Source organism: Sphaerisporangium krabiense (assembly GCF_014200435.1).
Lineage (GTDB): Bacteria > Actinomycetota > Actinomycetes > Streptosporangiales > Streptosporangiaceae > Sphaerisporangium > Sphaerisporangium krabiense.
The window spans coordinates 2804420-2817259 of sequence record NZ_JACHBR010000001.1; the positions used below are offsets into that span (position 1 = coordinate 2804420).

At 69.6% G+C, this 12840-nt stretch carries 11 protein-coding genes; 8 read left to right on the forward strand and 3 right to left on the reverse strand.

What is annotated here, in order from left to right; genetic code table 11:
• Positions 1 to 16: 16 nt before the first annotated feature.
• Positions 17 to 1522 (forward strand): trypsin-like serine protease, encoded by a 1506-nt coding sequence (locus BJ981_RS12535; RefSeq protein WP_204070769.1) that lies wholly within the window; start codon positions 17 to 19, stop codon positions 1520 to 1522.
• A gap of 116 nt (positions 1523 to 1638) precedes the next feature.
• Here BJ981_RS12535 and BJ981_RS12540 read toward each other — a convergent pair whose 3' ends face one another.
• The gene (locus BJ981_RS12540; protein ID WP_184611010.1) at positions 1639 to 2577 is read right to left on the reverse strand and encodes a class I SAM-dependent methyltransferase; all 939 of its coding nucleotides are present in this window, start codon (positions 2575 to 2577) and stop codon (positions 1639 to 1641) included.
• A 210-nt stretch (positions 2578 to 2787) separates the two neighbouring features.
• Here BJ981_RS12540 and BJ981_RS12545 point away from each other — a divergent pair, with 210 nt between their 5' ends.
• Together BJ981_RS12545 and BJ981_RS12550 are read left to right on the forward strand one after the other, a co-directional pair.
• Positions 2788 to 3297: a hypothetical protein gene (locus tag BJ981_RS12545; protein ID WP_184611012.1), complete on the forward strand. Its 510-nt coding sequence runs from the start codon at positions 2788 to 2790 to the stop codon at positions 3295 to 3297.
• Between the two features lie 295 nt (positions 3298 to 3592).
• Positions 3593 to 4549: an NHL repeat-containing protein gene (locus BJ981_RS12550; protein ID WP_184611014.1), complete on the forward strand. Its 957-nt coding sequence runs from the start codon at positions 3593 to 3595 to the stop codon at positions 4547 to 4549.
• 174 nt (positions 4550 to 4723) lie between these two features.
• On the opposite strand, the gene BJ981_RS12555 is transcribed toward BJ981_RS12550, so the two are convergent.
• Positions 4724 to 5095 (reverse strand): DUF8711 family protein, encoded by a 372-nt coding sequence (locus BJ981_RS12555; RefSeq protein WP_184611016.1) that lies wholly within the window; start codon positions 5093 to 5095, stop codon positions 4724 to 4726.
• Between the two features lie 918 nt (positions 5096 to 6013).
• Between BJ981_RS12555 and BJ981_RS12560 the strand changes: the two genes are divergently transcribed.
• Positions 6014 to 8941 (forward strand): M36 family metallopeptidase, encoded by a 2928-nt coding sequence (locus BJ981_RS12560; RefSeq protein ID WP_239139800.1) that lies wholly within the window; start codon positions 6014 to 6016, stop codon positions 8939 to 8941.
• Positions 8942 to 9049: 108 nt separating this feature from the next.
• The gene (locus tag BJ981_RS12565) at positions 9050 to 9469 is read left to right on the forward strand and encodes a cupin domain-containing protein (RefSeq protein WP_184611018.1); all 420 of its coding nucleotides are present in this window, start codon (positions 9050 to 9052) and stop codon (positions 9467 to 9469) included.
• Positions 9470 to 9574: 105 nt separating this feature from the next.
• Here the strand turns inward: BJ981_RS12565 and BJ981_RS12570 are convergent, their stop codons facing one another.
• Positions 9575 to 9784 carry a S1 RNA-binding domain-containing protein gene (locus BJ981_RS12570; RefSeq protein WP_184611020.1) on the reverse strand — a complete coding sequence of 70 codons (210 nt, stop codon included), beginning with the start codon at positions 9782 to 9784 and terminating at the stop codon, positions 9575 to 9577.
• Positions 9785 to 10551: 767 nt separating this feature from the next.
• Here BJ981_RS12570 and BJ981_RS12575 point away from each other — a divergent pair.
• Genes BJ981_RS12575 through BJ981_RS12585 form a run of 3 tightly spaced genes read left to right on the forward strand, consistent with a single transcriptional unit; the run spans position 10552 to position 12834 of the window.
• Entirely contained in the window at positions 10552 to 11130 is a 579-nt protein-coding gene (locus tag BJ981_RS12575; protein WP_184611022.1) for an RNA polymerase sigma factor, read from the forward strand.
• Positions 11127 to 12047 (forward strand): hypothetical protein, encoded by a 921-nt coding sequence (locus BJ981_RS12580; protein WP_184611024.1) that lies wholly within the window; start codon positions 11127 to 11129, stop codon positions 12045 to 12047. Before BJ981_RS12575 ends, BJ981_RS12580 begins: the two co-directional genes overlap by 4 nt.
• 25 nt (positions 12048 to 12072) lie before the next feature.
• A complete protein-coding gene (locus BJ981_RS12585; RefSeq protein ID WP_184611026.1) occupies positions 12073 to 12834 on the forward strand; it encodes a hypothetical protein in 762 nt (253 codons plus the stop codon).
• Positions 12835 to 12840: the final 6 nt, after the last annotated feature.

Sequence of the window (12840 nt, forward strand, 5' to 3'; positions counted from 1 at the left end):
AAGGAAAGGACTACACGTGAATTCTCCCCACCTCCGGGGCCTCATCCCCCTGGCCGTCGCCGCGGCGGTCCTGGTCCCGATCGGGGCGTTCCCGGCCCACGCGCAGGGCGAGCCCACGCTTCCCGTGACCAGGACCGCGGCCAACTACGAGGGCGGTACGGTGCCCACGCCCTCGTCCGGCGGCGGCGCCTCCTTCTACGGCGGCCAGGACGCCACCGTCGACGAGTTCCCCGCCATCATCGCGGGCCTGCGCTCGGGCGGCTCCCGCCCCCAGGGCCAGTCCTGCACCGGCTCGGTGATCGCCCCGCGCAAGATACTCATCGCCGCGCACTGCGCCGACGCCGAGGGCGACAAGACGTTCCTGTACGGGCTCGACGACCTCAACGCCGGCGGCGGCTTCCGCACCCGCGTCGTCGAGTACAAGAAGCACCCGAAGTACGTGAACTTCGACCAGGGCTACGACGTGGCCGTCGTGACCGTCGCCGACGACATCCCGGTCCGCGGCGGCAGGTACGCCCAGTACGCCACCTCCGCCGACGCCGACCTCGCCACCCCGGGCAAGAACGGCCAGGGCTTCGGCTACGGCAAGAAGGACTTCAACGACACCTCCCAGGACGTGACCCTCGACAAGGCCACGCTGCCCATCGTGGACGGCGACCGCCTCTGCCAGGGCGTCGGCGCGGGCTTCAAGTCGGCCACCATGATCTGCGCCGGCTACTCCGACGGCCGTGTCACCATCCTGCCCGGCGACAGCGGCGGCCCGCTCGTCGTCGACGGCAAGATCGTGGGAGTGGCGTCATGGAGCCGCAGCGACTTCAAGTGGTACAGCGTCTACGGCCGCCTCACCAACGACATGGGCGACTGGGTCAAGGAGCAGGCCGGCGGCACGGACCCCGGCGACCCCGGCGCCTTCGAGCTCGCCGTCACCCCGGACGGCCTCAAGGTGTCCTCGGGCAAGTACATCTCCACCACGGTCACCAGCCTGCCCGACGGGGACGCGGAGTCCATCGACCTCACCGCTACCGGGCTGCCGTCCGGCGCCAAGGCGGTCTTCCAGCCCAGCAAGATCATGACCGGCCAGAACGCCAAGCTCACCATCGAGACCGCCGCCACCACGCCGTCCGGCGCCTACCAGGTCAAGGTCACCGGCACCACCGCGGGCGGTAAGACCGGCACGGCGAACGTCACCCTCACCGTCGAGGGCGGACAGCCGCCGACGGGCGAGGTGAAGGTCACGCTCAGCCCCGCCTCCGGCACGGTGACCCAGGGCTTCTTCGCGAACCTCTCCGCCACCGCCTCCGGCGGCACCGGCAACCTGAAGATCACGGTGTCCGGCCTGCCCGCCGGAGCGCAGTCGTTCATCACCCCGTCCACCATCGGCCAGGGCGGCCGCAGCGGCATCACCCTCATGACCGGCTTCCAGACCCCGCCGGGCACCTACCCCGTCACGGTGCGGGCCACCTCCGCCGACGGCAGGACCGGCACGGCCACCTACACCCTCACCGTCCAGAAGTTCGCCTGACGCCCGCCTCCGCGGAGCAGGTGACCCCGGGCCCGCGCCCCCGGGGTCACCGTGACGCCCCGCCTGACCTCGGTCGTAGGGTCGGCCCCGTCGCTCTTCTCGCCGGGCGGGGCCGGTCAGGACTCCTTCGTGCTCCTCCTGCCGAGGCGCCTGCGGGTCCAGCGGACGGCGCGCTGGGCGACCGGGCCGGCCAGGCTGATCTCCGAGGTCGCCTTGCGCAGCGCCGTGGTGGTGGCGCGGGACTCGGCGAGCGACCGCTTCAGGTCCTCGGACGTGCGCTTCAGCTCGGAACTGAGGCGGCGCAGGCTCGCCGCGTCCACCGGAGGCTCCGCGGGCTTCTTCTTCTCGTTGACGCGCAGCAGATCCCGGTCCCCGAGCGGGTCGACGGTGAACCACAGGTCGGAGCTCTTCTCCAGCCACGTCCGCAGGCGCGCCCGCAGCGGCTCGGGGTCGCCCCACGTGCCGTACAGCTTCTGCGTGCTGATCGCGACGGGCTCCAGGCCGAGGTTGGCCACCGCCTCCCACACCGCGAACGCGACGCCCGGCGTGTGGACGCTGCGGTAGTCGTCGAACACCACGACGCCGTCCGGCCTCAGCACCTGCCGCGCCGCCAGCACGTCGCCCCGGACGTGCGTGTAGAGGTGGGACGCGTCGACGTGGACGAACCTGCACGAGCCCGGCGCGACGTGGTCGAGGATCACCGACGTCGGACCGTGCACGATCCTCGGCAGCGCGTCGTGGAAGGCGAGGTAGTTCTCCTCGAACCTGTCCCGGGTGAGCGTGCTGTAGGAGCGGCTGGTCTCGGTGTTGTTGGTCTCCTCGGGCGCGTCGGACTCGAAGAGGTCGCACACGGTGAAGGTCTCGCCCTCGCGCAGGTGGGCGCCGATCAGGATCGCGCTCTTGCCCATATAGGCGCCGAGTTCGAGCAGGTCGCCCGGAGGCTCGTCGGCGGCCTTCTCCGAAAGGAGCCAGGTGAAAAGACGCTGGTCCGTACCCCAGAACCAGCCAGGGATCCGGTCGAGAGCCTTGGGGGTGAGTTCTTCCCTAGCCGCCATTGGCGCATCGTAACAGGACGAAGTTCTAGATCATGATTTATAGCCCTTTTATTACCTCATATAGCCCATTAGGCACCAAGTGTTTTCCCGTACGTCACTTTCCGTCCCCGCGACCGTCCATGGAACTCGACCCCTTGCCGTCCACGTTGACGTATCCGATGGTTTCGATGACGCATGGGGGAACCTTTGACACGGATGACGATGCGATTAGTGTGCCTCCCCGGGGTCGCCTGGTACTACCTGCCGATCAGGGCCAAGGTGCCCGCCGTCGGCGCGAAGGCCGCGCACGGCTCGTTCGAGCAGCCGTCCGGCACTCTCGTCCGGGCGCGCGGGAACGGCGGCGAGGGGCCCGCCGTGATCGTCGACGACATCGAGGACCGGGTCGAGATCTGCGTATTGAAGAAGACGCGTACCCGGGTGTCCGACGACGAATGCGATGACGTGGAGGAGCGCTACGCCTGGTACTACATCCGAATGGACGATCGCCGGGTGCCCGCGGTGGGAAAGAAGGCCGAGAAAGGCTCGTTCCGCGAACCGGACGGGATGACCCACCGGGCCCGAAGGTCGGGTGGCCCCGCGGAAACCGCCGCGATCGACGAGGAAGCCGACGACACCCGTGACGTGGATGACGACGTGCACGGCACCGACGGCACCGACGGCACGGGCGGCACACACGGCACGGATGACTGGAACCGTCTGCGCCGGCGCGGACGGCGATGACGGCCCCGGGAATGCGTCGCCGAATCCCCACGTCGGCGGGCGGCTGTGGCGAGCAGGTCCGTCGCATCTCCTGACTCCCAGCCGATCGCCGTCCCCATCCGCCACTCCGCCACGTTTGGAATAGGACTTCGCGGGGCAGAACGCCGCCTGCGTCACCGTCCGCCGATCCACCGGGCCGACGGTCTCATGGCACGACGACTCACACAGGCACGACGACCGGGCGTGGTACGTAACGCGCCGCCCGGCCGCGCACGTCGGTAACCGCCGCACCCCCTGACAGATGGGATGTCGTCCAATGAAGGTGGCAGCTTTCGTAACGGGGTTCCTCGCCCTCCTCGTGTCGACCCCGGCCGTCGCGACGGCCGAGGCCGCGACCGGAGCCGCGAGCCCCGCGTCCGCCTCCGCGAGCAAGCCCGCCTACCCGCCGGAGTTCTCCCTGCCGAACGGTTTCCAGCCGGAAGGGATCGCCATCGGCCCGGGACCGGCCGCGTACTTCGGCTCACGTGCGAACGGCGCGATCTACCGCGCCGACCTGCGCACCGGAGAAGGAAAGATCATCAACCCCGGGCCGGGCACCCCGTCCCTCGGCCTCAAGGTCGACCCGCGCGGCCGGCTCTTCGTGGCCGGAGGCAACGGCGGCAACGCCCGCGTGATCGACGCCCGCAGCGGCGAGGTCATCAAGAGCTACCAGCTCGCCGGCGGCGCCGCGTTCGTCAACGACGTCATCGTCACCCCCGACGCCGCGTACTTCACCGACTCCATCAACCCCGTCCTGTACAAGCTGCCGTTCGGGCACAGGGGAGCCCTGCCGGACGAGGCGGTGAAGGTGCCGCTGAGCGGCGACATCGTCTACACGAACGGCTTCAACGCCAACGGCATCACGCCGACCCCGGACCACAAGGCCCTGGTGATCGTCCAGTCCAGCACCGGCAAGCTGTTCCGCGTCGATCCCTCGACCGGTGTGGCGACCCTGGTGGACATCGGCGCCGAGACCCTGGTCAACGGGGACGGCCTGCTCCTCCAGGGCCGCACGCTCCGCGTCGTCCAGAACAGCCTCAACACGGTGACCTCCGTCGAACTGGACCGCCACGCCACCACCGGCAAGGTCGTCGGCAAGCTCACGGACCCGCGCTTCGACGTCCCCACGACGATCGCCGCCTTCCGTGACCGCCTTTACCTCCCCAACGCCCGCTTCTCCACGCCGCCCACTCCCACGACTCCCTATAACGCGGTCTCGGTGAAACGCCCCTGACCGCAGGCGCGAAGAATGCCATGGCGCTGTATTTGAGAACCGAATACCGCTGTGGCCGACCGTCCGCACGGAAAACGCCCTCTTGGCCGTCCTCGTATCGAGCGGCCAAGAGGGCGTTGCGCGTCCGTCCTGTTCACCCGGACCACCGGGACGCGGGCGCCTTGGAGCGGTGAATCAGCAGGCGTCGATGAGCTGACTCGCCCACTTCGCGGAGTCGGTCCCCAACTTCTCCAGTGCCTTGATGGCGGTGTCGTCGTTGGTGACGTCGAGGTTCTTCAGCTTCTCCGCGACCTCGGCGGCGGCCTTCTTGAGATCGTCGTCACCGGCCTTCTCGCCGAGCGCGGCCAGCTTGGCGGCTCCGTCGTTCAGAGCCTTTTCCATCGCCGCGGGGTTCTCGGAGGCGGCGGTGGCCTTCTGCACGGTGTCGGTGACGATACCGCCCGCGTCCAGGCACTCCTGGGTGCCACCGGAACACCCCGCGCTGACCAGGAAGGCGGTCAGCGTGGCTGCGGTGACGGCCGAGATACGTCCTAAAAAGGGCTGCATTAAATAATCCTAACTCGGATATAACGCGAGCAATTCCGAGAGCTCTGCTCAACGGGTCACCGCAGTATAGTGGAGCCCGCGACCTCTCGCCATCGCACTTACTTGAATCACATTCCGCGACAGCGCGACCACGATTTCCGCCGGTTTTGAACGCCGGATCGGGTCGAAATGGGCGTCGTCAACTGCGATCATCGCGCAGCGTCGGCCACTCGGCGCTTTCCGTTATTGCGCGCGCCCCTGTTGACGCCGGATCGGCAAGATCGGGACGCGATGGCATATAACGAACAACGGGCGCAGGGGGAGTACGGCCGGCCGGTGCCGCGACCGCCCGCACGGTCCGAGGGATGTATTGGAACCGTCCACAACGGGCGGCCCGCGTGCCAATTCAACGCGATATGTTCCGTCGCTAAAGGCCTTCGGCGATCACCGATACCTGATGCGGCGCCGCATGCCCCCTCTGACGGGCCGGGACGCCCGCCGCCGGGGAGACGGCCCCGGCGTGCCCGAGCCCGGCATCCCGGATGCGCGTGAGTTCAGTACTTCTGCTGAGGAACTCGGTATGCCCTCCTGCGTAGCGTGATCACTACGCCAGGACATCCCGGTCCGTCACGCCGGATGGCGCCGGACCTGACGAAGCCCCCGCATGATCCGTGATCGCTACCGGCCGTCGAAAGGCCCGACGGGGTGATCGACGAACACCGCCGAGCCGAGGAGGCGCATAGGGAATCACAGGCTTGACCATTGAATGCTGATTTTGCAGCGGCACAGGGGGCCGGGCGGGGAATTCGTGCTGCCTTGATATCCATCCCGCGACCCCCGATGTGCTGGTTTTTGAGGATTTATCGGATGTTGTAGGGATTTCATGGCCGTGATACGCCTGGCGTGAAATGACATCATCTGCGGATTCAGGAGGGAAACGTGTCGACCAGACCTTGGTTACGCGCCGCCGTCGCCGTAATAGGCGTCGCGACGGTGGCTCTCCCCCTCGCGACGACCACCGGCATCACCCGGCCCGCCGAGGCCGCGAAGCGCGCGTCCAGCGCCGAGACGATCCAGGACGCCCGGGCCGCGGGGCACGGCAAGCCCGACCTCGACAATCGGCGGGGCAGCGTCCCGCCCCCGTCGACCGGCCTGGCCGCGCGCGGCGCCGGGACGGGCACCCAGGTGCGCTGGAACGCGCTCGGCACCCCGGCCGTCATCACCGGGTCCACACCGCTGGCCGAACACCTGGGCGCCGACCCGGTCCAGGCCGCCCGCGCGTACCTCAAGAGCCATGAGGACCTCTTCGGCCTGTCCGCCGCGGAGGTGGACGCGCTGGAGCGGGTCGGGGTCAACCCGATCGGCCCCGGCCACGCCGTCCTGCTGCGGCAGCGCTTCGGCGGTCTGCCCGCGGGAGTGGACGGCATGGTCATCGTGGGGGTCGTGGGCGGGAAGGTGGAGTACGTGACCTCCTCGCTCTCGCGGGACACGGCGTCGCCGCCGGCCGCCGCGATCGCCGAGAAGCAGGCCGTGGACATCGCCGCGAAGGACGGCGGCATCGACCTCGCGGCGCTCACGGCCAAGCGCGTCACGCCCGTGGCCGTCCCGGCGCCCGACGGGGTGCACCGCGCGTACCAGGTCGTGCTGATCGCGGCGGGTCAGGACGGCGCCATCGCCGGATACACCACGCACGTGGACGCGGCCAGCGGCGCGATCCTGGTCCGCGACAACCTCGTGGACGGCTTCGCGCACGCCGACCCCGGTAACCCGTCCTGGACGGTCTTCCCCGCGAACCCGCCGAGCGACTACTCCTCGGCCGACACCCGGCGGCGCCTGTGCCACGCGCCCGGCCCCCGCTGTGACCTCGTGACCGGTGGTGACCCGGGGAGCGGACGGGCCTGGGACGTGGACCCCGTCACGAACACCCCGACCTTCACCAGCATGGGGAACGCCGTGCGGACCTTCGACGCCCAGGCGTACGAGGATCAGCATGGCGGCGGCACCCGCGGCAACGCGCCGTCGCCCAGCCGCGACTACACCTACCCCTGGACGAACGCCTGGTACGAGTCCAGGTGCGACCCGGCGACCATCACCCGGCCGGACAAGGGCGGCCTGGAGGCGGCGGTCGCCAACCTGCACGCGGCGGTCAACCGCCTGCACGACTGGTCCTACCGGCTCGGCTTCACCGAGACCGCATGGAACATGCAAGCCGACAACGGCGACCGCGGCGGGCGGGGCGGGGATCCCGAGCTGGCGAACGCCCAGTCGGGCGCCGCGGTGGGCAGCCGGGGTACGGCCGCTCAGATCAACACCCCTGACGGCATCTCGCCGGTCATCAGCATGGGGCTGTGGGGGCCGTTCGGCGCCGGCTTTTACACCCCCTGCGTGGACAGCGACTACGACATGACGGTCATCGGCCACGAATACACCCACGCGATATCGAGCCGCATGGTTGGCGGACCGGACGCCGGATGGGCCAGTTGGCAGGGCGGAGGGCTGGCGGAGTCCACCGGCGACCTGTTCGCCATAGAGTTCCTCAGCGAGTACGGCTTCCTCCCGTCCGGTGACACGCCGTACGTCATCGGCGGCTATGGCACCGGCGACACCGGGCACGGCATCAGGAACTACGACATGTCGAAGTCGCCGCTCAACTTCAGCGACATCGGATACGACCTGTGGGGTCTGCAGACCCATTCGGAGGGTGAGATCTGGTCGGCGACCCAGTTCGAGCTGCACACGGCCTTCCTCAAGCGGTACGGCAAGGGCACCCTCGCCCAGCAGCGGGCCTGCGCCGACGGCCTGCGGCCCATCGATCGGTGCCCGGGGAACCGGCGGTGGGTCCAGCTTCTCTTCGACGCGCTGCTGCTGACGGACTCGAGCGCGGACGGCTTCGTCGACGAGCGCGACGCCCTGCTCGCCGCCGACCGCATCCGGTTCGGCGGCGCGAACCAGGACATCATCTGGCGGGTGTTCGCGGGGCGCGGCATGGGTGAAGGCGCGGACGGCACCGATCCGAACGACCAGGATCCGGCGCCGAGTTTCGTGAACCCCAAGGGCGAGAACGGCTCCCTCCGTCTGACCTCCGACGACGCCGGGGCGGTGCTGCGGCTCTACGTCGGCGACTACGAGGCCCGCGCGCTCCCCGTCGCCGACACCGATCCGGCGACCCCGCTCGGCGACACCGTCGAGATGACGCCCGGCACCTACCGCCTCCTGGTCGTCGGCGCCGGCTACGGCCACACCCGGCTCACCACCGCCGTCAAGCCCGGCCGGACACAACGGCTCCGGGCACCCCTGTCGCGCAACCTCGCCTCGGCCGCCGGCGGGGCGACGGTCTCCGGTGACGGCGAGAACCAGGACAAGCTGATCGACGACACCGAGGCGTCCAACTGGGTCTCCAGAAGCGGCCCGGTCGCCGGCAAGTCGGTCGTCGTGGACCTGGCGGGCGACCGTCCGGTCACCGTCCGCCGGGTCCAGGTCAGCGCCATGCTCAGGCTCGACTGGGCGGACCCGGTCGACCCCGGCTCCCAGGACCGCTTCACGGCCCTGCGCTCCTTCGAGGTGCTCGCGTGCCGCGCCGGCTGCGCCGACACGGCCAACTTCCACTCCATCCACACCAGCCGGCCGGACGCGTTCCCCGCGGTCCGTCCCCGGCCGATGAGCACCGAGCTGATCATCAGGTCGTTCCGCGTGCCGGCGACCGACGCCACGCACCTGATGCTGCGCGCGCTCACCTCGCAGTGCACCGGCAACCCGCTGTACGCGGGCCAGCAACTCAGCGACCCGAGCGAGCCGACCGACTGCACGACGGCCAGCCCCAGGCGCGACGAGGTGCGGGCGGCCGAGTTCCAGGCGTTCTCCCACTGACGCCCCAGCGCAGGGCGGCGGCACCCCCGCCGCCCTGCCCGTCCTGGCGTCCACGTGGGAGGACGTCGTCTCATCTCCTCGACGGGGGCGGTGCTAGCGTCCACGTCCGTGACAGAGAACGTCTACGTGGGGAACGCCAACCTCGATTCGGTCACCGACCGTGGCTGGCTGCTCGGTCATTTCAAGCCCGTCGATGACGTACGGCACAGCGACGACGTCGAGATCAAGTGGTACGCGCATCCCGCCGGGGACCGGCGTGCCCAATGGGTCACCGAGGAGAAGCGCACCGCGCTCCTCATCCTGATCAGCGGCCGTTTCCGCGTCGACCTCCCTGGCCGTAGCGTGCTCCTGACCGAGCAGGGCGACTACGTGGTCTGGGGCCACGGCGTCGACCACTCCTGGCACGCCGAGGAGGAGTCGGTCGTCCTGACCGTCCGATGGCCGTCCATCCCCGGCTACGCGCTCCCCGCCCCGGGCGTCACCTGCGAGGAGGACGACGACCACTCTTTCCGGTCGATTCACGAGTGAGACCACTTCCACGACCGAAACTCGTCGCCGCCCGGCCGGGGTCTCGATGAATAATGCGGTGGGCGCTGATCCGGGGGAGCGCTCTTCCCCCGGATCAGCGCTTACTCAGGCCGAGGCCAGGCTGAACCGTTGCTTCTCCGCGTCGATCGCGAGAATCCGGACCGAGACGCGGGTACCGACCGGCCAGGTCTGCTGGTACGCGAGACCGGTGAACCCGTCGGATTCGACGAACGACCCGAACGGCACCTGCTGGGTCACCACGCCCTCGATGACGTCACCGATCTTGTGACGAACGAGAAAATCCTGCCAGCTCATAGATTTCACCTCCTTCCGTTACGAGCGGCCGTGGCACTTCTCGCAACGAAGGGCGGGCCTCTCGCCCGCACGGTGATCAAGCAGTGGCCGGGTACCCGTCCTGTGCGCGGCGCAAGGCCGACCCGGCAGTCATGGCCCAAGATTATCTATCTCCGGCGAAGACCGACAACCCCCGGCGACCGTGAACCAGACCGACCGCTCCGAGATGACTGAGCCGGGCCGGCGACGGAGTAAAAGGCTCTACGAATCGGTGATCACTGATCGCCGAGAAATCCGCTCGATGATGAGTATGAATATGGAGATGGACGGCGAAAGCCGGCGACATGTGATCTCGCCGGGAGACATCGGTCCTCGCTCCCGGGTGACTTCTTCACCCGCACGCATCGCGCGGGATCCCCGTGCCGAGACAGCCGGCTGGCTGCTTCTGGCCGTCACGTCGCTGAGCGCGCTACCGATGATCTTCGACCTGGACTTCGCGCCGGCCGTGCGACTGTGCCTGGTCGCGATGACGGTCGTGGCGTACGGCGCCGGGCATGATCGTTGTGGACCAACGCGGATCCCCAGAGGAACTACCCCGCGACCGGGAACATCATCAAGTCGAACACTTCGAGAATCCAGCCCAGCCGATGCCCGTCCATGCTCGCTGAGGCCCGTCGATCTTCCCCGTCGCTCATCCGTGACCGCTACTCGGCGGACCCGAGCCATCACAGATAGTCGATTTCGGGCCGGCGTTGACACAGCCGGGCGGGAACTCGACATGAAGGGGCATGAGTATCCACGACACCGGACCGCCGGAGCGGGAGCGACGGTTCGCCGATCTCTTCACGGCGACCTATCCGGCCGTGCTGCGTTTCGCCGAACGCCGGGTCCATCCGAGCCACGCCGAAGACGTCGCCGCCGAAGTGTTCGTCGTGGCCTGGCGCCGTCTCGACGACGTCCCGGCCCATGTGGACGACGCACGCGCCTGGCTGTTCGGCATCGCCCGCCTGACCCTGATGGCCAGCATCCGAGGCGAGCGGAGACGACAGGCGCTGGCCGTGCGCGTCTCCGAGGACCCGACGGCTCACGGTCACGTCGCGGACCTCGACCCCGATCTGGTCGCCCGGCGGGTCGACCTGGCCCGGGCGTGGTCCCGGCTGTCCGCGGCACATCAGGAGGCGCTGGCCCTGACCGTGTGGGACGGGCTGGACGCGCCCCGCGCGGCCCAGGTCCTGGGCATCTCCCCGGTCGCCTACCGCCTGCGCCTGAGCCGTGCCCGCAAGGCCCTGCGCGCCCACGCCAAGGCCTTGCCCCAGACCCCTGCCAGCCGTGCGGTCCCCGCCACGCCCCGAGGGAGTTCGACATGAACGACACCGAGAACACGTTCACCGACGGCCGGCTCGACCAGATCCTCACCGGCCTCGACCCGGCCGTGACAAGCCCCGGCCTCGTCACCGGCTCTGACGCCAAGGCGCAGGCCGTGCTGCGTCGGGTGCTCTCCGGGGCCGAGGACCAGACATCCGTAACGACGGCGGTGCCCCCGCAGCCCCGACGGCTGCTGACGGCGGCACGACGAGCAGCCGTCTTCGGCGCCGTCGCGGCCACCATCACCGCCGGTTTCGTCGTCGGCCCGTCCTTGTTCCGCGGCGGTCAGGCGCTGGCCTGGTCGGCGACACCACAAGCCCTGTCCACAAGCGCGGCACACCAGGCCGAGACGGCGTGCGTCAAGGCGGTCCTCGACGACCCTGCGCCCGTCGAGGGCGCGGACCGGTCGAGGATGCGTCCGGTGATCACCGAGGCGCGTGGTTCCCTGGTCCTGGTCTACCTGACCGATCGCGCGCCGAGCCCGAGCGAGTCGACGTGCTACGTGCGCGACGGATCGGTCGTGGGCATGGGCGGCAGCCTCGCGACTCCGCAGTCACCCCCGGCGCCGGCCGTGGCGCCTAAGTCGGTGCTCGTCGCGCTGGGAGGGGTGTTGAGCACGTCGTCGGGCAGCATCCGGGGCGTCAGCGGGCGCGTCGGCGCCGATGTCGTCGGGGTCGTCTTCGACACCGTGGCCAAGGGGCCGGTGACCGCGACCGTCCGGGAGGGACACGTCGCCGTATGGTGGCCCGACGCTCCGACGACCGAAAGCCGGGAGAACGCGGCGACCGCGCCGGAGATCCGCGGCGCCACCCTGACGCTCCGCGACGGCTCCACCCGGCAGGTCACCGTCGAGGAACTCACCGGCCGCACAACCCAGGAGCTGAACCGGCCCGCCTCGGGCGGATCCGCCACGGAATGACGGATCCGGCCTATATGGTCCCGGCATGAATTCCGCTTCCACCAACATTTCGGGCCCGTGGCGCGACCAGCTGACCGGAGCCTTCGAGATCCTGCTCGGCCGTCCGCTGGCGAGTTTCGACGCCGACGCCGTCTATGCGACGTTCTTCGGCGGCAACCTCATCAACGAGCTCGGCTTCGCGCGGGACTCGGCCTGGGTGAACCCGGCAGCCCTCCGCGGCGCCGAGCCGGTCGTCTGGGACTGCCCGATCTTCGACCTGGAGGAGCCGCTGCCGGAGTTCGACGCGAGCCGGTCGGTCTTCGAGTTCGACAAGGCCGGGCTGCCGCCGGAGTTCGAGGCGGATCTGGCGGCGGCGTGCTTCGCGGACCGGCTCGTCCTCGGCGGCGACCTGGCTCCGCTGCTGGCGCGGCACGACCTCGCCGCGTCCGATCTGCGCGACACCTGGACCGTCTGTTATCCCAGACTCGTCTCCGACGGCACCCTCTTCGACGCGATGCGGGTCGCCACCGCGCTCGGCACGGGCCCGGAAAGCCTCATCCCCTTCGAGGCGGAGGCGGCCGAGGAGTGGCAGGAGGCCCTCGCCGACCTCACGCCACCCGAGCTCGTCGCCCACCTGAGCTTCTTCTGCACCGACGGCGACGAGGGGCTGATGTACCTGCGAACCGAGCGGTCCGGCGGCGACCTGCTCGCCGACGAGGGCTGCACGCTGATCGCCAACTGGGAGGAGGGCCAGGGCCAGGTCGAGTTCGCGGTCGTCCGGCTCGGCGAGCGCCTGACAACCGGGTGACCGGGT

Excerpts from the sequence above, each read along its gene's own strand:
- BJ981_RS12550 (WP_184611014.1), top strand. The coding sequence starts at position 3,593 with ATGAAGGTGGCAGCTTTCGTAACGGGGTTCCTCGCCCTCCTCGTGTCG.
- BJ981_RS12555 (WP_184611016.1), bottom strand. The coding sequence starts at position 5,095 with ATGCAGCCCTTTTTAGGACGTATCTCGGCCGTCACCGCAGCCACGCTG.
- BJ981_RS12540 (WP_184611010.1), bottom strand. The coding sequence starts at position 2,577 with ATGGCGGCTAGGGAAGAACTCACCCCCAAGGCTCTCGACCGGATCCCT.
- BJ981_RS12580 (WP_184611024.1), top strand. The coding sequence starts at position 11,127 with ATGAACGACACCGAGAACACGTTCACCGACGGCCGGCTCGACCAGATC.
- BJ981_RS12585 (WP_184611026.1), top strand. The coding sequence starts at position 12,073 with ATGAATTCCGCTTCCACCAACATTTCGGGCCCGTGGCGCGACCAGCTG.
- BJ981_RS12570 (WP_184611020.1), bottom strand. The coding sequence starts at position 9,784 with ATGAGCTGGCAGGATTTTCTCGTTCGTCACAAGATCGGTGACGTCATC.
- BJ981_RS12575 (WP_184611022.1), top strand. The coding sequence starts at position 10,552 with ATGAGTATCCACGACACCGGACCGCCGGAGCGGGAGCGACGGTTCGCC.